This is a genomic window from Candidatus Frackibacter sp. WG13, assembly GCF_900114655.1.
In the GTDB taxonomy this organism is placed as follows: Bacteria; Bacillota; Halanaerobiia; order Halobacteroidales; family Acetohalobiaceae; genus Frackibacter.
Genome location: NZ_FOTT01000022.1, coordinates 1 through 20,167, shown reverse-complemented (window position 1 = coordinate 20,167; position 20,167 = coordinate 1). Strand labels below are relative to the sequence as shown.

Sequence of the window (20,167 nt, the reverse complement as noted above, 5' to 3'; positions counted from 1 at the left end):
TCTCACCACCTTAATCTATCTCTACTCTTTATTCAAAAAGCTACTTATCTTCTTCAACCAACCTTCTTTAGTCTCTGGAACTTCTTCATCACCTGTTACTAACTTTACTAGTTCATTAATCTGCTTAGAGATATCTGCTTGTGGTCTCGAGATTACAAATGGAACCCCCTGGTTAATAGCATCTACAGTAACCTTCCCCTCACTCGGAATATGAATATCAACAGAATAATTAAGGTTATCTTCTAAATCACTAACTTTAATTCCTACATCATTAGAGGAACGATTTAAAACTAGCTTTATCTTCTCTTCTGGATAATTCAAGTTTTCCATAACCTCTAAACAGAGCCTGACATTCTTAATCGTAGGTAAGTCTAACATTGCAATTAATAATATTAAATCCGAATTATCAAGTGCTGTCAACGTCTCTCCCGAAAAAGACTGGTCAGTATCGATAATAATGTAATCGAACCTCTCTTTTAAGATGCTAATCACTTGCTTAATCTCTTCACCACTGATCATCTCAGCCTGTTCTGGTCTTAGTGGCGATGCCAATACTCGCAAACCATTTTCATAACTTAATAAATAATCATCAATATTATCAGGATTAAGACTCTGCAGCTCATTAACCATATCAGAAATAGTAATTCGCGGTGTTAAATCCAACATCACCGCTACATCACCAAATTGTAAATCTAAGTCTACTAAGACTACATTTTTCTCTTCATCCTGTTGTAAGGCAACTGCTAAATTAGTAGCCAAAAGTGTCTTGCCTACGCCACCTTTGCTACTAAACACCGAGATGACTCTCTCTTCTTTAGACTCTACTTCTACTTCACATTGAGTCTGATAACTCTTTCTTTTAGACTCTAAATCATAGACCTGTTTAATCGTATTAATCAATTCATCATCACCAAAAGGCTTAATCAAATACTCTCTTGCCCCCACCATCATTGCCCGGCGTAAATAGTCCTGCTCCTCCTGTACCGACATCATAATAATAGGAGAACCCGGAACCTCACGACTAATTATCTCCGTCGCTTGAATACCATCCATATTAGGCATATTAATATCCATTAATATTATATCCGGTTTAATCTTCTTAGCCTTCTTTATCGCATCTTCACCATCTACTGCCTCAGCCACTACCTCTAAATCTTCTTCTAAACTTATCAGCTTTCTTATATTAGCTCTAGTCTCATCAATATCGTCAGCTAATAGAATTTTAATCATCTTCGACACCTACAAATCACCTCACTTTAAACTTAAAATGTTATCAGCTAAATAAGATCACTTGAGCTTCACTCCTCAGCCTTACCCTTACCCTCAGCCTTATGTTTTACCTTCTTTTCCAACTTCTCTTTTTTATTGAATGTGCTATCTAACCCTATCGCTTCTTTACTCTTTAAAGATGAGTCAATAATCTTAGGTGTTACTAATATAACTAACTCAGATTTCCCTTCTTTAAATGACTTACTCCTAAAGAGAGCTCCTAATATAGGTAAATCTCCTAAAAGCGGTACTTTATTCACTTCGCGCGACTTATACTGCTGGATTAATCCGCCAATAGCTAATGTAGCTTCATCATCTATAACTACTTCGGTAGCTACTTCACTACTTTTAATAGCCGGTAGCCTCCCATTGCCGTATTCGACAGCATTAGCCCAATCTAACCGACTAACTTTAGGATTTAAGTATGCTTTCAATCTTCCGTTCTTAGTCACAGTTGGCTTTATCTTAAACTGAACTCCATACTGCTTCCAAATCACTGTCTGCTCTCCTGAGTTATTAGTAGTTACAATCGGAATTTCTCCACCAGTAGCAAATTTAGCTTCTTTTCCACTCTTCGCTACTAGCTTTGGTTTAGCCAATAATGTTGCATCTCCTGATTGAACTAAAGCCTTTAGTTTGACCCTTAATTCACTTAGCCGTTCTGAGTATCCTAACCCAAATCGAGGAGTGGAATTTCGAATAATATTATCATTAGCGTCCTTATGATATAGTCTTTCACCTAACAAGGCTGTTCCTGAACCTAAGTTTGCACCTGTCCCATCAACACTATACCAATCAAAGCCTAGGTCATCGCTGGACGTTTTACTGATTTCAAATACTTGTGCTTCTAATAAAATTTGTTGTGGATTCTGCACAACTAAATGATTAACTACCTCTTCCCCAAAAACACTAGCTATCTCCTTAGCTCTCTGTAGTTGATTCTGATTCTTTACTTGACCAGTTAAAATAATAGACTGGTCAACCTTAGCAACTTTAACTGTATCTATACTGATTAATTTTTCAACCTTATTAATTATATTCTGTTCATCCTTAATAACCTGTAGTTGATAGACCTTATGCCCTTGCTTATCCCAAATATGTAGGGTTGTCTCGCCTACTTGCTTCCCATTGACTAGGAGTTGATCAGTAGAAATAGCTATTACATCAGCAATCTCCGGTTCAGTAATTGCCACTCTCTTTAAGCCGTTAATCTTTAGCAACTGAGACTGGCCAGTAGGGATCTTTAACTTTGTACCTTGACGAGCAATTACATTAGTCGTTAATAATAAACAGATTATAATAATCAGCCAAAGTATAGCGACCCTCTTTTTCATCAGCATCACTCCCTCTATTGCATTGGCACTTGAATGTAATTCTTCTTAGCACCACGAATTATCTCTATCTCTTTCTTTATCTCTCTTTTCTTTCTAACTTTAGTAGCAAATGATTTAGCTTGGTTCTCTTTAGTGACTTCTTCGTTTTGTTTGGTGCTTTGGTCCCTATTTACTTCCTTGCTTATAGGTGCATCTTTAACTTTAGGACTTACTTCTTGGTATCGTTCGGTAGGCTCATCTTCCTGTTTGATTATTTCTGCAATTTTAATTCCATCAGTTACTACATTACTCTTATTCTTAACTGAGCGTAATGCCAATCTGATATCACCTCTTGCATCAGCTAAGATTAATTTTTCTGCATCTTTTAAGTCAGCAGCTAAAGTAACACTCTTTGTTACCTTTGGCTCTTGATCTTTACCATTTACCATATCTTGAGCTACCGCTAATACCTTTATATTCTGCAATACTGTCTTAGCTATGGCTTCATCACCTGAATTAGAAGTAAAAACACCAACAACATCAACGTGGTCACCAGGTGTTAAGAATCCAGCTACTCCAATGACTTCATTGACAGCTACGGTGACCGCTCTTTGGCTAGGCTCCAAGTTAAAAGCTAAGCCTGGACTATCTTCTTTTTCATTTAACAATCTAGGTTTTAGAATCTGTTCACCAGCAATAATCTTCTTTAATACTAAATTACCCTTCACTTCCGAAAGTGAATTTATTGCTTGGGGATGCACCATCTCTTTTGGCATCTGTTTAACTTTCACTAAACCTTCTTCAATTGTCATTCTCGGTTGAATATCCTTAGTCGCTACTACTACCGATACTGTCTTCTTAGCTACCGGCTCCCCTTGCATATTATCCATCATAAAATAGACTGCTCCGGAGGTAATTAATCCTAAAACAAGAGCTATGATTAGAATAACTTTTGGTTTCATCTCCATCCCCCTCTTAGACGCTACTCTTACTCAACTAATTTAACCGTTCTTAACCCAAAATCTTGACCTTCTGAGCCTAATTGACCGGTCGTCGATAACCAGTTAATAAATCTACCTTCTACATAGGTGCTCTGTCCTTTGCTCTTACCTTTCTTCCCTTGTTGCTTACTATCTGTTCCTTCTAGAAAGAAAGCAGCAAAACCTACAATAGTTGCTTCACTTCTTCCATTCCCCAATTGATCAATAACCGGTACAAATAATAGCCTTGGACAGCCTCTCTCAACTGTATTATAAGTACAAGGTATTAATTCTTGACAACCATCTAACCTTTCATTAATTCCTCGCAAAGTTGGTCCTGCCATATTACCAGGTTCAGTAGTTACTGCCTGACCTATCTCTAGTTGACCATCATAACCATTCTTTAAATTCTGCTCATAATTCCTTGCCCCTTGTCCTCCTAAAGCTAAAGCACCGAAGTTTCCGTTTCTAGCCCCATCCTCTTCATCTGCTTGTCCGGAGCCATATCGCAAATAATATTCTTCACCATAACTAAACTGTTGGTTAACAATACCAAAAGGAACTGCTCCCCTAATAGCAGTTACTTGTCCTACCTTTGCCCCTGATTCAGCTGTAACTTTTACTTGGTCAACACCAAAGACAGAAGCAAAATTCATTTCTACCTGTCGACTAGTCCCTACTGTAATTTGATGATTATTATCTGTAATTTGAATAGACACCTTATTAGTATCTAGGTTATTCTTATCAGCATAATCTAAAGTAACCTGTTTCGCTTCAGTTGGATGATCTGGTAACTTTTGTATTCCGGCTAAAGCAGCTGCATCTAAAGCATTAATTAATCTATTCCGAGCTAGGTATAAGAAGCCTACATCTACTACCAAGGCCAAAAAAGACAAAAAGATAGTTAATAATAAAGCTACCAACACAATAACTGTCCCTTCTTCTGACCTAAAAAAATCCATCTAGCTCCCTCCTTTTAACAGCTTTTTAGCCTTAATTTTCTATTCAATCCTCATTACTGACGCACTACTAATAGGAAAAGGGTCCGGTAATAATTGTGTAACCACTGGAGTAAAGAGGTCAACATTATATTTCACTTCTACCTTTACTGAATCACCACGACTACGGTTGGCCTGACTAGGACTAATCTTAATATTAAGATTATTTAAATCTAAACTAGGATCAACTGCCGTCTCAACAGTACTTTGAATCTGTGAATCACTATTACTAATTGCTCCTTCTCTAGCCCCTTCTCTGGCTGCATTAGTAATTACTAAGTAAGCATGAAAGACCCGCCCAAACTCTACAATACCAAATAAAATCAACAATATAACCGGTAAAACCAAAGCTAATTCAACTAGAGCTTGACCTCTCTTCTGTCTTAATAATTGTATAACCATTAGCAGCCACCACCTTACTTATATTACAATTGGAACTTATCATAAAGAATAATTATCCACGTTCCGGTTGTTATCGCTACACCATAAGCAAAAGAATTCTTACCATTCTTATGTGATAAATCTTCCAAAGAACTTTTATATAGTAACTTGTTAATTAAGATATTTAATCTTTTATTCATAACCAAAATAAAGAGTGAAATCAAACCACCTACTACTGCAACTACCAAAGAATCTATAAAGATAAATTTAGCCCCTTTTACTGCTCCAATGGCAGCTAATAACTTCACATCTCCGGCTCCTAAACCACCTAGTACATAAGGAACTAAGAATATAAATAGCCCCACAAAAAAACCACTTAAACTAAATATAACTCCTGACCAACTATGTAAATATAAATTAATTATAATTCCAAAAGCAATTAAAGACCCAGTATAATAATTAGGAATGATTCCTTCCTTAATATCAGTCCATAACGGAATTAATAAACTAATGCCTAAGAATAAATTTAACATCTAACTTTACCCCTCTTCTTAACTTATTTAGGCATTAAAACCCTACTTGATGTGATCAAGTAGGGTTTTATGTAAGCCCATACCTATAAGCTATTAGAGATTTGTGTAAAAACATCACTTAGACTTCCTTGCATTGCTGTTAAAGCAGCAATAACTGCAATTGCAATTAAAGCAATAATTAATCCGTATTCTACCATGCCCTGCCCCTCTTCATCTCTTAATAAATTAGTTAGTAATTGTAACATGGTTTCACCCCCCTTATTGATATTATCACCCTTATATTATATTATTCTACAGCAACCTACAAATTCCTGTTTTCACATGCAATTATTTTACAATGTTAAAGCAACAGGTTAAACAGGAATTTTAAGGGTTATTTTCGTCCCTTTACCTCTTTGCGACTCAAATTTAATACTTCCTTGTACCAATTCGACTCTCTCTTTCATACTTAACAAGCCAAACGAACTCTTGCCTACTTGGTTCTCCAAAACTTCATCCACATTAAAGCCACAACCATCATCTTTTATAACTACATTAGCTAAATTATGTTTTAATTCTAACTTAATATCAACTCGCTTAGCCTGAGCATGCTGGTTAATATTATTGAGCGCTTCTTGTATTATTCGATAGATAACTACTTCATGTGAAGACTTTAAATCTACTTCTTCAGCCAAAACTTTAATTTGAATATCTAAACCTGTTTTTTCCATGAAATCTTCAATATATTTTCTAACTGTTGGAATTAATCCTAAATCATCTAAGGTCATTGGCCTCAAATCGAAAATTATCTTTCGCACATCCTGAAGACTCTTTCTAACCAACTTCTTTAATTCTTGTAATTCTTCCTTAGCTTGTCCAACATCATTATCCAATAATTTTTGTGAATAATCGACTTTGAAAACAACGTTGGCTAGTAATTGGGCTGGTCCATCATGAATCTCACGGGCAACTCTCTTTCTTTCTTCCTCTTGTGCTTTAATGATCTTAATTCCTAACTGTTCTTTCTGCTTTAGACCTTCCATTTGTGAAGAGAACTCCTGTAAGTCATTAGCTAAAAAATCTTTCATAATCTTAATTTGAGAAACTAAATTTTCAGCTCTCTCTACAGTCTCTTCAATTCCTTTCAATCTTCTTTCTAGTTCATCTCTCTTTTGCCGCATTCGTTTCTCTTTCTCTTCAAATAAAGATAACTCAACTTGAATATCCTTGGCCTTCTCATAAGCTTCTTTAATATCAGTTTCACTATAATCGTCTAAATCTTGGCTAACCTTCATTAAATTCATCCTAGCTTTTCGATTAGCTTCTCTTAAGTCATCTACTTTCTGAATAATATTAACAGTCTCTTCTTTAATGTCTTTTAAATCCTTTTCTGCTGCTTCGTGTTCCTGTCTCGCTGCTTCCGCAATCTCAAAGACTTCACCTTGGCTATCATCAATAGCTGTAACCATCTTATCCACTACTTGGTCTAAAGAGTTAACACCTAATTTCTCATCCATACTATTATCATCTACCTTAATCTGTCATTGTGATTTTTATCACGAAAAAGGAATAAAACAAACCCACTGCTTCAAAATATGACAATTATCATTAAACTAATTATACCACATAATCTGGAAAATTTAAACTAATTTTACGAAAAAATATTTATTTTAGATTATACTCGACATTTAATCGAATATTATTATTCCTTTATTAGTAGTTCGAAGCCACCCTTGCTTCTGAAGTTTATTTAAAGTCCGCGTCATACTTTCCCGTGAAGTTCCTATTAAACCAGCTAACTCTTCATGAGTCAGGCTTTTCTCAATCATAATTCCTTCTGTTACCTCTTTACCTTCTTCATCAACTAACTTAAGTAATAAATCTTTAGTTCTTTCAGTTACTGTCTTAAAATGAGCATTACTTAACTGACGATTAGTATCTCTTAATCTTTGGCTTAATACTGCTATAATTTTACTACCTATCTCCGGATATTTATGTATTACTTTTAAAAAATCTTGACGATGAATAATTAATAATTTCGTATTCTTTAATACCTGGGCAGTAGCAGACCGAAGCCCTCCATCTAATAAAGAGATTTCACCAAAAATATCACCGTCTTCTAAAATAGCTAATGTCTTTTCTCGTCCACTAGCTGATATCTTACTAATCTTTACTCTACCACTAACTATTAAATATACAACATCCCCTGGTTCATTCTCAAAAAATAACATTTTATCAGCAGGGACTTCTTTAGTTGAAGTTATCATCTCAATCTTCTTCAATTGTTCTTGCGAAAGGTTAGAAAAAAGAGATGTTTCTGATAAAAAATCTAATGTTGTCATTTACATCCCCCCTTCTTTAGACTCTTAATCATCATCTTTGTCATGATTATCACTGTCACGACCCTCTCTATCATGATTATCATCACTTACATTATCTCCTCTATCGTGCTTAGCCCTGTCATGGTCATCTCTATCATGATTATCACGATCATCTTTATCATGATCATCATCGCTCATATTATCATCCCGTCTATGATCATTGTTACTTTCATTATCATTCTTATCATGATTTCTATCATCCTCATCTAATTCTTCATCTCGTTCTTCATATTGGTCATTATCTTTATGCCCTTCTTCTTCGCTTTGCTCTTCCCTTTCTTCTCTTTCTTCTCTTTCTTCTCTTTCTTCTCTTTCTTCCTTCCAATCTTCTTTCTTTTCTTCAATTTCACGCTTCTTCTTTTCAACCCAATCCTCTAACTCTTTCATCCAAGGTTTAACACTCTTCCAATCTTTAGACACCTCTTGACCTTTCTTTATTTCCTCAAATTCACCTTCTCTATTTACCTTTAGCCTTTGTAGTTTATCAACTATTCTTCCATCATTATTATTAGTAACTAAGACTCTTCCTTCATCTACTCTTACCTCTGTTTCTTGTTTAGAATTAACTTTAACATTAAACAGCGTACCTTTCACTCCAGCAACTGCATTAGGAGTCCTAACCTCAAATCTAGTAATTCCAGATAATGATTCGATCGTCTTTACCCAAACTTCACCTAAAGTCAGTTTTAGAGATTGACTTCTAAAATAAGGTGATTTATTCTTGCCTGCCTTACCATTAGCTATCTCTAAATTACTATTAGCTTTTACTAAAACTCTAGTACCATTTATAAATTCCAATTCTAATTGACTATCTTTTCCTACCTTCAATAAAGCTCCAGCTTTTAATTTAACTTCAGAACTTAAATCTTCCCATTGCCAAAACTTCCACCAATCTCTAGCTTTACGATATTTAACATCTTTCTTTACCTCAATCACTTTAGCCTCAAACTCAGTATGTTGCACTTCGTTTTGGGCATAACTAATTACTTGACCTCCTAATAAGGTTAATATAAAGAACAACATTATAATCTTTTTCACTATTATTCCCTCCATTAAGAATTACCTATTTTAAATCTATTAAATTATAGACTTCAACCTTTCTCTTTTTTCCTTTAAGCTTAGTCTCTCCTAAGCTAACTCCTTTTACATCTGATTCTACTTTATTATAATCTTCAGCTGTTATTAAAATCTCTCCTGATTTAGCCATTCCTTCTAATCTAGCTGCTAAATTAACAGGATCTCCAATAACGGTATAGTCCATCCTCTTTTGAGAACCAATATTACCAGCCACTACCTCTCCGGCCCCGATTCCAATCCCTATATCAAATTCAGACTCTAATTCTTGACTATTCTTCTGAATCTCTAATGCTGTTTTAATCGCCTTTATAAAGTATTCTTCATCCTCTAATGGAGCCCCAAAGACAGCCATAATTCCATCACCAGTATATTTATCCAACATTCCACCATTTTTTAAAATGCTTTCAGCCATTACTGTTAAGTATTGATTTACTTGTCTGACTACCTTCTCTGGCTCATGTCTTTCTGTATAAGCAGTAAAGCCTCTAATATCAGCAAATAGGATCGCCACTTCTCTTCGTTGTCCTCCTAATTTAATGGCCGCTGGATTATTTAAGACCTCTACTATTAGCTCCTCTGGCAAATAACGATTAAAGATTTCCTTTAACTGTAATCGCTTTGGATCGGCTAGAAAATAATGGCTCCCTAATGAAGCTAAATAGACTAATAACATATTAACTAAGATTGGTACTATATTCAACAAAATATTATTATATATGAATAAATAGAATGATGTGAATATTAAAAGAACAATTTCAATTACTAAAATTAATATCCCTATTTTAGGCTTTAATCTTATAAATATATAAGTGCTTAGTGTTCCAGTAAGTAATATTATGAAAGCAGTTACTTTAGAGTTCATCTTATTAATTTGATTCTTATCTATTAGTGCTTGAATTAGATTTGCATGAATCTCAACTCCAGACATAGGACCAAAATTAGCATAAGGTGTCATATATTTATCTCCTAACCCTATTGCTGTTGCACCTAATAGAACAACCTTATCTTCAACTAACTGCTTTGCAAATTTATTATTTAAAATTTGATAATAAGATAACTGGGGAAACGTCTTAGCAGGTCCTAAATAATTAATTAAATCCCCTTCATTTAAATTATTATCTAAATACTTATCACTTTGCAAATATTCTCTAACTATCACTGCACTAAAAGAACGATATTCATTTTTCCCTCTTGTAATTAAAGGTATTCTTCTAACTAACCCGTCTTTATCTAATATTAAATTAATATATCCTAAGTTATCTGCCTGCTTAAATAACTCTTTAAATGGCAGCTTTATCTCTTTTATCTTTAAGTTGTCCTTTTGGAAAGGTAACCAGCCGCGACTAATCTTTAGATCTAGAATAACAGGATAAACGATTCTTTTTGCTTCTTTAGTAGCTTCTATTAATTCCTGGTCCGCTGCTTCTTCTTTTGGATTCCCATTACTAAAAATAAAATCTACTCCAATAACTTCGGCACCAGCTGCTGTTAAATTATTTATTACTTTAGCATGCTTCTCTCTTGACCACGGCCAGTCTCCTAACTGCTGCAAAGATGCTTGGTCAACAGTTACTAAGACTACATCTGTATTAAAATTCGAACCACTTAATAAATACTTTCCTATAAATCTATAGTCGATAGTCATTAATTCTAAATTATTAAAAAAACCTAAATAAAAAGTAATGATGATAAGCAAACTAATAGAAACACTAATTACTAACCATAACCTTTTTTTACTCATCTGCCTCATCATCTTTGCCCCTTTATAATTTGATTTTTCGCTCTTATTCAAATTAATTCTATTCTAATCATCAATCTTCCTGCTACAAAATTAATAAATAATAATTGAGATGCATACTTAGAAGGAAGTCAGTATACCTATATAAGAACAAAGTCAATATAGGTATATTGACTAGAAGTTATCCGCAATTTGAAATTAAGTATAATTCCCTATACGACGAAAAAACACCTACGTTATCCGTAGGTGCTTCTTTTTAATCACGATATTTAGCTAAAATTCCTGGAATCTCATCGGGGGTGAGACGACCATGGACATCATCATTAACCGTTAAAACCGGTGCTAATCCACATGCTCCAATACAACGGGTTTGCACTAGTGTAAACTTTTCATCTGGTGTCGTTTCACCAACTGAAATACCTAATTCTTTTTCGATCTCTTCGATTAATTTGCCTGCACCTTTTACATAACAAGCAGTTCCCATACAGACACCGATCTTATACTCTCCTTGGGGAGTAGTCGAGAAGAAAGAATAAAAGGTAGTTACTCCATATACTTCACTTGGAGACATTTCTAACCCTCGCGCTACATAATCCTGTACCTCCTCTGGTAAATACTTAAATATCTTTTGAGCTGCATGTAAGACTGGAATCAAAGCGCCTGGCTTACCCTTATATTCAGCTATTACTTTATCTAATTCATCATATCTTTCATCCTGTTCGTTACCATCGCATCCTGGACATCTATCTTTAACTGTTGTCATCATCATTACCTCCTTTGCTAGATTTCCTTTAATATCTATCTCTTGCTTTATAAGTTGTGTGTAATAAATGATGTGCTTTTTTGCTACCTGGTTCTTTTAGATAATCGTTATATATTTTATTGATTACTGGATTTTGGTGAGACTTTCTAATCTTCTTCTTATCATCAATACTATACAATCCAGCACCTCGTTTGGCTATAATCTCATCATTTGTTGGAATTGGCTGACCACCACCGCCAACACACCCACCAGGGCAACCCATTACTTCAATGAAATGATACTCTTTCTTACCATTCTTAACTGCTTCTAATACTTCATTAGCGTTATTTAATCCGTTAATAATCGCTACTTTTATTTCCTGTCCGTTAAGTTCTATACTTGCTTCTCTAACTCCATCAAAGCCACGAACATCTGTAAGCTTTAATTTAGCTAATTCATCTCCGGTTACTTCTTCATAAACAGTTCTTAAAGCTGCTTCCATCACCCCACCGGTTACTCCAAATATATCTCCAGCTCCAGTGGTAATCCCTAGCGGTGCATCGAATTCCTCACCAGGCAAGTTCACAAAATCAATACCTGCCATCTTTATCATCTTAGCAAATTCTCGAGTAGTAATTACATGGTCTACATCTCTAACTCCGTCTACCTCCATCTCTGTTCTAGCTGCCTCAAACTTCTTAGCTGTACAAGGCATAATCGATACAACAACAATATCTTCTCGATTAATATTCTCCGTTTCAGCATAGTAACTCTTAGCCATAGCCCCGAACATCTGCTGTGGTGATTTGCAACTTGATAGATTAGGTAAAAAGTCACTATGGAAATGTTCGATATATTTAATCCATCCTGAACTACAGGAAGTCAACATCGGCAAAGGACCTTCACCTTCTAAACGAGCTAATAATTCATTACCCTCTTCCATAATAGTCAAATCAGCTCCAAAGACGGTATCAAAGACTTGGTCAAAGCCTAATCGACGACAGGCTGTTACTAACTTATCTGCTACCAAAGTCCCCGGTTCCAATCCAAACTCTTCACCTAAGGAGACTCTTACTGCTGGTGCTACTTGAACTACGACCTGTTTATCTTCATCATTCAATATTTCCCAGACCTCTTCAGTACTATCCTTCTCCTTAATTGCTGCCACCGGACAAGCATGAATGCATTGTCCACAGAGTGCACAGGCCACTTCATCCAAAGACTTATTAAAAGCCGGTGAAATTAAAGTATCAAACCCACGATGATTAGGGAAAAGAGCCTTTACTCCCTGCACCTTATCACAGACACTTACACAACGCCGACATTGGATACATTTATTAGGGTCACGTACAATAGAAGGTGTCAGATCATCCAGTTCATAATCGATAGTCTCTCCACTAAATCTTACCTCTTCCACCCCTAATTCCTTAGCTAAACTCTGCAATTCACAATTCGTACTCCGTTCACAATGTAAACAATCCTGAGGATGATTAGCCAAAATGAGCTCCATATTTAACCTTCTTAATTCTCTAAGTCGTGGGGTATTAGTCTTAACCTCTAAGCCATCAGTTACAGGAAAAGTACAAGCCGGCTGATAACCGTTACCTGCCACTTCTACAATACAGACACGACAAGCGCCAATCTCATTTTTATCCTTAAGATAACAAAGCTTTGGAATCTTAATCCCTAAATCTTGAGCTACTGCTAATATCGTCTTTCCCTCTTCAACTTCAAACTCTTGATCATTAATTGTTATATTAACTACCACAATCAACACTCCTTTATTAATCTATTGCATTAAACGGGCATTTATCAACACAGGCTCCACACTTAATACAAGTCTCTTGGTCGATAAGATGAGTTTCCTTCTTCTCTCCATTAATTGCATCTACTGGACAAGCCTGTTTACATAATCCACAGCCCTTACATAAGTCTTCTATGACTTCATATTTCACTAAAGCTGTACAAGTCCCGGCTGGACATTCTTGATTATTAATATGGGCTTCGTACTCGCTTCTAAAGTGTTCAATAGTACTCAATACTGGGTTAGGTGCTGTCTGACCTAAGCCACAAAGTGACATCTCTTTAATCATATCACTTAGTGTCTCCAATAATTCAATATCTCCGGGCTGACCTTCTCCTTCTGTGATTCGTTCTAAGATCTCTAACATTCTAGTAGTTCCTTCTCTACATGGCACACATTTACCACAGGACTCTTCTTTAGTAAAGTCTAAATAGAAACGAGCAATATCTACCATACATGTATCCTCATCCATGATGATTAAACCACCGGAACCCATCATCGAGCCGGCATCCATTAAATTATCATAATCTATCTGCGTATCTAAATATTCTATCGGCAGGCAACCACCCGATGGTCCACCAGTCTGAGCAGCTTTAAATTCTTTTCCTTCAGGAATCCCACCACCGATATCATAGATAACTTTGCGTAGTGTAGTTCCCATCTGTACTTCGACCAAACCGGTATTATTGATATCTCCAGCTAAAGCAAATACTTTCGTTCCTTTACTATTTTCTGTTCCTAAACTCTTAAACCAATCGGCTCCTTTTAAGATGATTAAAGGTATGTTAGCATAGGTCTCCACATTATTAATTAGAGTCGGTTCTTCCCATAGACCTTTGCTTGCTGGATAAGGCGGTCTTGGTCTTGGTTCTCCTCGGTTACCTTCAATCGAAGTGATCAAGGCTGTCTCCTCTCCACAGACGAATGCTCCGGCTCCCAACCTTAACTCAATATCAAAGTCAAAGTCCGAACCAAAGATATTCTCTCCCAATAGACCATATTCTTGGGCTTGCTCAATAGCAATTCTTAATCTTTCTACAGCTATCGGATATTCTGCCCGAACATAGATATACCCTTGGTCTGCTCCTACTGCATAACCGGCAATCGCCATAGCTTCTAAAACACTATGAGGATCTCCTTCTAAAATGCTCCGATCCATAAAAGCACCTGGGTCACCTTCATCAGCATTACAGATTATATACTTCTGCTCACTATCTGCATCCGCAGTAAACTGCCATTTAAGCCCACTAGGAAATCCACCACCACCGCGACCACGGACCTGCGAATCCTTAATTATATCGATAACTTCCTGCGGTTTTAATTCAGTTATTACTCTTCCTAAGGCTTGGTAACCATCGGCTGCAATATATTCTTCGACATCCTCAGGATTGATATTCCCACAGTTTCTAAGCGCTATTCTTTCTTGGTGTTTATAAAATCCTATCTCCTTATATTCAGCAACCTGTTCTTTAGTCGTTGGCTCTGTAAATAATAAATCTTTCACAATCCTACCTTTTAAAAGATGTTCCTCTACAATTCTTGACACATCATCGGCTTCTAACTGACAATAAAAAGCTCCTTCCGGATAGACTACCACAATCGGTCCTATTTCACAAAAACCAAAACAACCGGTCTGAATTAATTTAATCTCTTCTTCCATATCATGCTCCTGTAGCTCTATCTTAAACTCTTCTTCTATCTCTTTACAGCCAGAAGAGTTACAGCCTGTTCCTCCACAAATCAAAATATGGGCTCTTTGGAATTCCATATTCACTACCTCCTATATTATTTGATTTAAATTGCTATTACTGGAATGGATGCTAGTTATCAATTGACAGTTGACAATTATCAATTTTAAAAACATTAATCTACTGTTGTATCTTTAAATCAAAGAAAGATGGCATCAAACTTACAAACTGTATCTAATAATTATGCTAGCATTTATAATACTAATTTCTACTTAGTTATTAACCAATTTTCAACTGCTCGTTCGTTAACTAACTCTTCACTAACTAACTTCTGTACTCTATCTGCCTTAATATTACCATAAGTTCTTTCAGAACCATCTTTTTTCTCAATTTTAATAATCGGTTCTTTCTCACATAACCCCATACAACCTACTTGAGTTAGAGTTATATCACCTAAGTTTCTTTTATCAATCTCATCAGATAACTTATTAATTATATCTCTAGCTCCTGCTGCTATACCACAAGTCCCCATCCCAACTATTACTCTAATTCTCTCTTCTTGATGTCGTAATTTAATCTTGCTTTCGACTTCTTCTTTTAGTTTCTGTAATTCTGCTAATGATTTCATTAATATCGCCTCCTTGAACTAATTGTTAAGTAATATAGATACATAAACTATTTAATTCATTCAAAACTAAATTTATGAGTAAATTATATAATTAAACCTCTTGCATAATTCTTAAGCATGGTAATTTTTCATTACTAATTGTATAATTGTCTGAAAAAAGATTAAATTTCAAACATTTTGTTATTGTGATAACTTTCACAACTGTTTTCATGTAGATTATATAGTATTTTTCGACTCTTGTCAACAAATTATCGCAAATATACTTCAATAAAAAAGTCTGCACCATATTGATGCAGACTTTGGCTTTCAATACCTTTTTGAAATTTCTTTTACTATATTAGTAGTAGAAGCACCTTTTACTTCTTTAACCAACTCTATCTTACCACCATATTTATAGACTACTTCTGCTTCTGGAAGTTCTTCTACTTGATAATCGCCACCTTTAACATAAATATCAGGCTGCAGTTTTCCAATTACTCCTTTAGCAGTCAATTCATCGAAGATAACTACATAGTCTATGACCTCCAAAGCTGCTAACATTTCTGCTCTTTCTTTTTCAGGGACAATTGGTCTCTTTTCACCTTTAAGCTCTTTTACAGAGGAATCACTGTTCAATCCTACTACTAAGAGGTCACCTTTAACTTTTGCTGCTTGTAGATAACGCACATGACCTACATGTAAGATATCGAAACAACCGTTAGTAAAGACTATCTCTTTATCAACTTTACTCTGTAAGATTTCTTTTAATTCTCTTAATTCAACTACTTTCTTGAGCATCAATAGCATCCTTTCTCTATTCACTAAGCACCGCACTTAATTCTTCTTGATTGGTCGTTGCTACTCCAGTCTTTCTGACTACGATACCTGCTGCATAATTGGCTAACTTCATGGCTGAAACTAAATCGGCATCACTAGCTAATGCTAATGCCAAAGTACCAATTACTGTATCTCCAGCTCCGGTAACATCAAAGACTTCTGTAAAGTTCGATGCTGGCACATGTTCTTCTAATCCTTCTCGATCAAAGATAGTCATTCCATCTCCACCGAGAGTTACTAACATTGCCTCAGCATTCATTTCGTCTAGTAGTCGTCTTCCTGCTTCACTCACTTTCTCTTTACTATCTAACTTCATTCCTAATGCTTTTTCAGTCTCTTCTTTATTAGGCGTCGCAATTGTTATATCCTTGAATGTAAATAATTCATATCTAGAATCAACCGCTGTTATCTTACCAAACTTATTCGCTAAGCGAATAACTTCCTCTTTAATTCGTGGCGTAAAGACACCATTACCATAGTCAGATAAGATAATAGCATCCATTTCAGGAATAATTCTTTCAATATATGCTAATAATTGATCTTCAATCTCTTGGTCAATATCATCTTGTTCTAGCTTATCAATTCTTACTACCTGTTGTTTAACAGTCTGTCCTCCCCCGGCTAAAATTCTAGTCTTGACTGACGTAGGACGACTTTTATCTATAATTAATCCCTCAGTCTTAATACTCTGTTGCTGTAAATAATCATTTAATCGCTGACCAACATTATCATCACCGATAACTCCAGCTACATGGACCTGTCCCCCTAATGCAGCTACATTATTAGCAGCATTAGTTCCTCCACCTGGTAGAATAGAATGGTCATCATGCTGTAAGATAAGTACAGGAGCTTCTCGTGATAATCGTTCTGGTTGGCCAACTATAAACTCATCAGCAATCATATCTCCTAAAACTAGGATCTTTTGCTGTGAAAATTCCGGTAAATAAGCTAACAACTCTTCCATCTTTAGTCTTAACCCCTTTCTAAAATACAAATATTATCGGCTAAATATGGTCACTATTTTCAAGAGGTCGTAATCTCTATATCTTTATTCAAATCATCTAAGATCCATTCTACTGCATCATATAGATCTTCAGCTATATACTCGGGGGTTACTGTCCACGAATCTTGTTCATATTCATAGACTCCTCGTCCATAACCGGTTAAAACTAATATTCCTTTAGCTCCTACTCTTTTAGCTGTCTCTACATCACTGATCTTATCACCAATCATATACGATTCTTCTAAATTTAAATCGAATTCCTCAGCACCTTCTTCTAGCATCCCTGGCTTAGGCTTGCGACAATCACAATCTTTACAATACTCACCTTCGCCAACTTCTGGATGATGCTTGCAATAATAGATAGCATCCAAGTATGCACCATCATCTTCTAGTAGTCTTTCTAACTTTTCATGTACTTCATGAATCCGTTCTTCCGGGAAATATCCTCGTGCTACTCCAGCTTGGTTAGTCGCTAAGAACGCTTTAATTCCGTTTTCATTCAACAACTTAATAGCTGATGCTGTTCTTGGTAGTAACTCGTATCTGGCAGCATGATTAACATAACCTATCTCTTTACTTACAGTTCCATCACGATCCATAAATACTCCTACATTATCTGTATCCATCTTAATTCTCCTTATTAATATAAATTATTAACCTAAATCTTCTTTATAAATAATTTCTTAATCCAAAAGTTAATCCACCTGTATCTTCCTCACCTGCTATCTTTTTAAAGCCAAACTCTAAAAACCAATCATTAGAAAGCATATAGTCAGCGCCTACTTCGTAACCTAATGAATCATGAGGTTGATCTAATAAAACATTAAAACCAGCGTTTAAATTCACAAATTCTGATTGTCGTTTAGAAAATAACATTCCAATCTGATTCTTTCCTTCACCATTGAACCTTGTATGGTACCCCACCAAACCTGTTAAGTTAAAATCATATTCGTCAACTATCTTTAACTTTAGATTAATGTCTAAGATATTATCATCATCATTTAAGTAAGAGAAGTTTGTGCTTACGCCTAAAGTCGGTGTTAATCCAAAATCACCTTCTAAATTCAATGCTTTAATCTCTCCATTCAACTTCTGTACATTATAGGCTATCGAATCTTTACCTTGTCTAATTTCAGCCTGTTGAATTGCCCAACTCATACTAGTATTTGCTAACATAAAAGCCATTACTAATGTAAAAATTACAATCTTCTTTTTCATCTCAATTTCCTCCTAAATAATTTGTTATTTTAAAATTTTCTCGTTCTATCTGTAATTACATCTTTAATTTCTACTTCTTCATTGTGCATTAGGTCTACTTCAATAATTTTATCATGTTCTTGCTGATCTGATTTATCTCCTTTACTACTAATAATCCGTACTACTGGCGATGATAAGTCTTCTTTATTTACATCTACTACTAATCCTGCCTCTCCTGTATTCAACTCCACTAAACTACCGATTGGATAAATTGCTATATTCTTAAATAGAGTCTGAGCAATATCGGGGTTAAGTTCTGCTTGCATCATATCCTCTAGTACATGTAACGCTTCATGGGCGGGCATTGCATTACGATAGACTCGATCAGTCGTAATCGCATCATAAACATCAGCCACAGTAACAATCTGTGCAAACTCAATTATTTCATCACCTTTTAGTCCTCGAGGATAACCAGTCCCATTATATTTTTCATGATGCTGGTAGGCTATATGTGCCGACGGCATACTAATCCCTTCAGCATCTTTGACAATATCGTAACCCTTTTTAGAATGTTTTTGCACTTCTTTAAATTCTTCATCTGTTAAGCGACCTGGTTTCAATAGAATAGAGTCGTCAACAAATGTCTTCCCGACGTCATGTAATAGAGAGCCTACTCCTAAATCACGTAATTCTAGCTTATTATAACCTAAACTGATACCTGTTAAAATAGATAGCGCGGTTACATTAACTGAATGTCCAAAAGTATAATCATCATAAGCTCTAATATCATTTAAGTGTACTATGACATGGCGCTTAGAAGTCAACTCGTCAACCATTTCATTGACCGCTTTCTTAATTTTGCGTGAATTTAGTTCATTCCCTAGCTCAATATCGTTCATACATTCTCGTAATAATTTAGAAGTCTCCAATCTCGTCTGGTCTGAAATAACCTCAGGAATCTCTACTTCCGGTAAAGACTCATCAGCAATAAATAAAGCCGGTATATCCTTCTTTTTTAATCGATCAATATAACTATCTTTAAGTATAACTCCCGCATTTAATAATACTCTACCATCAGATAAGTAAAGAGTCTTAGCAACCTTCATCCCCGGCTCCAAATCTTCTGTTAAAACTTTCCTCATTACTTGGCCTCCAATTCTGAATCATACGTTTTGCTTTTCATCATTACTATTATACCATATGTTATTTACTTTTCAAATAAAACAAAAGAGCAGCAAGTTTCTGCCCTCCTACTCTCTAACTAAATCCTGCCCGGGGTCAACCACCTTTATCACCCCAGCGTAAGCGCAGTTTAATTTTGAAGTCTCTAATACAGTTGGAATGCCGGTGATTGTTACATCATCTTTTCCTCCTTGCCATGGCGCAGATATATTCGGCTGACAAGGCATCTTCTTTAAATTACCATGATTAGCTGCGGTGGCTGCTGCTACCGTAGGATTCGCCATACTCTTGCACTTGCCGAAGGGCTTAATATTGACCATCGGTTTACTATCTTGGATAGTAGCCATCGGCTTACCTTGAATATAGACATTATGGATATCGATTACTTTAAATGTGCTCTTTTTATCGCCTTGATTACATTGCAATTTTGCACCATCACAGACATAGAGCCGGGCTTG

The 20,167-nt window shown here is 35.6% G+C and carries 21 protein-coding genes; all 21 read right to left on the bottom strand.

Annotated elements, in window-relative coordinates:
• Nucleotides 1-21: 21 nt before the first annotated feature.
• Nucleotides 22-1,230 carry a response regulator gene (locus BM077_RS10935; protein ID WP_089750278.1) on the bottom strand — a complete coding sequence of 403 codons (1,209 nt, stop codon included), beginning with the start codon at nt 1,228-1,230 and terminating at the stop codon, nt 22-24.
• Between the two features lie 68 nt (nt 1,231-1,298).
• Nucleotides 1,299-2,603 (bottom strand): type II and III secretion system protein family protein, encoded by a 1,305-nt coding sequence (locus tag BM077_RS10930; protein ID WP_176941714.1) that lies wholly within the window; start codon nt 2,601-2,603, stop codon nt 1,299-1,301.
• Nucleotides 2,604-2,617: 14 nt separating this feature from the next.
• Nucleotides 2,618-3,544: a Flp pilus assembly protein CpaB gene (gene cpaB, locus BM077_RS10925; RefSeq protein ID WP_176941713.1), complete on the bottom strand. Its 927-nt coding sequence runs from the start codon at nt 3,542-3,544 to the stop codon at nt 2,618-2,620.
• A gap of 26 nt (nt 3,545-3,570) precedes the next feature.
• Nucleotides 3,571-4,524 (bottom strand): pilus assembly protein TadG-related protein, encoded by a 954-nt coding sequence (locus BM077_RS10920; RefSeq protein ID WP_089750272.1) that lies wholly within the window; start codon nt 4,522-4,524, stop codon nt 3,571-3,573.
• 39 nt (nt 4,525-4,563) lie between these two features.
• Complete coding sequence (locus tag BM077_RS10915; protein WP_218124685.1) at nt 4,564-4,962, bottom strand: TadE/TadG family type IV pilus assembly protein; 399 nt, start codon at nt 4,960-4,962, stop codon at nt 4,564-4,566.
• A 23-nt stretch (nt 4,963-4,985) separates the two neighbouring features.
• On the bottom strand, nt 4,986-5,474 hold the full coding sequence (locus BM077_RS10910; RefSeq protein ID WP_089750268.1) for an A24 family peptidase: 489 nt from the start codon (nt 5,472-5,474) through the stop codon (nt 4,986-4,988).
• An 83-nt stretch (nt 5,475-5,557) separates the two neighbouring features.
• The gene (locus BM077_RS10905) at nt 5,558-5,719 is read right to left on the bottom strand and encodes a Flp family type IVb pilin (RefSeq protein WP_089750266.1); all 162 of its coding nucleotides are present in this window, start codon (nt 5,717-5,719) and stop codon (nt 5,558-5,560) included.
• Nucleotides 5,720-5,827: 108 nt separating this feature from the next.
• Nucleotides 5,828-6,970: a sensor histidine kinase gene (locus tag BM077_RS10900; RefSeq protein WP_089750264.1), complete on the bottom strand. Its 1,143-nt coding sequence runs from the start codon at nt 6,968-6,970 to the stop codon at nt 5,828-5,830.
• A gap of 171 nt (nt 6,971-7,141) precedes the next feature.
• Nucleotides 7,142-7,795 carry a Crp/Fnr family transcriptional regulator gene (locus BM077_RS10895; RefSeq protein ID WP_089750262.1) on the bottom strand — a complete coding sequence of 218 codons (654 nt, stop codon included), beginning with the start codon at nt 7,793-7,795 and terminating at the stop codon, nt 7,142-7,144.
• Between the two features lie 24 nt (nt 7,796-7,819).
• Entirely contained in the window at nt 7,820-8,872 is a 1,053-nt protein-coding gene (locus tag BM077_RS10890) for a FecR family protein (protein WP_176941712.1), read from the bottom strand.
• 25 nt (nt 8,873-8,897) lie between these two features.
• Complete coding sequence (locus tag BM077_RS10885) at nt 8,898-10,661, bottom strand: CHASE2 domain-containing protein (RefSeq protein ID WP_177188347.1); 1,764 nt, start codon at nt 10,659-10,661, stop codon at nt 8,898-8,900.
• A gap of 244 nt (nt 10,662-10,905) precedes the next feature.
• A complete protein-coding gene (locus tag BM077_RS10880) occupies nt 10,906-11,412 on the bottom strand; it encodes an NADH-quinone oxidoreductase subunit NuoE family protein (RefSeq protein ID WP_089750256.1) in 507 nt (168 codons plus the stop codon).
• A gap of 28 nt (nt 11,413-11,440) precedes the next feature.
• Complete coding sequence (locus tag BM077_RS10875; protein WP_089750347.1) at nt 11,441-13,162, bottom strand: NADH-dependent [FeFe] hydrogenase, group A6; 1,722 nt, start codon at nt 13,160-13,162, stop codon at nt 11,441-11,443.
• A 13-nt stretch (nt 13,163-13,175) separates the two neighbouring features.
• Entirely contained in the window at nt 13,176-14,963 is a 1,788-nt protein-coding gene (nuoF, locus tag BM077_RS10870; protein WP_089750254.1) for an NADH-quinone oxidoreductase subunit NuoF, read from the bottom strand.
• 188 nt (nt 14,964-15,151) lie between these two features.
• Nucleotides 15,152-15,511, bottom strand: coding sequence for a (2Fe-2S) ferredoxin domain-containing protein (locus BM077_RS10865; protein ID WP_089750252.1), 360 nt, complete (start codon nt 15,509-15,511; stop codon nt 15,152-15,154).
• Nucleotides 15,512-15,817: 306 nt separating this feature from the next.
• Nucleotides 15,818-16,288, bottom strand: a complete 471-nt coding sequence (gene rfaE2 / locus BM077_RS10860; RefSeq protein ID WP_089750251.1) for a D-glycero-beta-D-manno-heptose 1-phosphate adenylyltransferase — start codon at nt 16,286-16,288, stop codon at nt 15,818-15,820.
• Nucleotides 16,289-16,304: 16 nt separating this feature from the next.
• Complete coding sequence (locus BM077_RS10855) at nt 16,305-17,291, bottom strand: bifunctional heptose 7-phosphate kinase/heptose 1-phosphate adenyltransferase (RefSeq protein ID WP_089750249.1); 987 nt, start codon at nt 17,289-17,291, stop codon at nt 16,305-16,307.
• 59 nt (nt 17,292-17,350) lie between these two features.
• Complete coding sequence (locus BM077_RS10850; protein WP_089750246.1) at nt 17,351-17,956, bottom strand: D-glycero-alpha-D-manno-heptose-1,7-bisphosphate 7-phosphatase; 606 nt, start codon at nt 17,954-17,956, stop codon at nt 17,351-17,353.
• A 43-nt stretch (nt 17,957-17,999) separates the two neighbouring features.
• Entirely contained in the window at nt 18,000-18,548 is a 549-nt protein-coding gene (locus BM077_RS10845) for an outer membrane beta-barrel protein (RefSeq protein WP_089750243.1), read from the bottom strand.
• A gap of 29 nt (nt 18,549-18,577) precedes the next feature.
• A complete protein-coding gene (locus tag BM077_RS10840) occupies nt 18,578-19,669 on the bottom strand; it encodes an HD-GYP domain-containing protein (RefSeq protein WP_089750241.1) in 1,092 nt (363 codons plus the stop codon).
• A 108-nt stretch (nt 19,670-19,777) separates the two neighbouring features.
• Nucleotides 19,778-20,167 (bottom strand): DUF4280 domain-containing protein (locus BM077_RS10835; protein ID WP_143018628.1); only part of this gene is annotated, 390 nt, incomplete at its 5' end.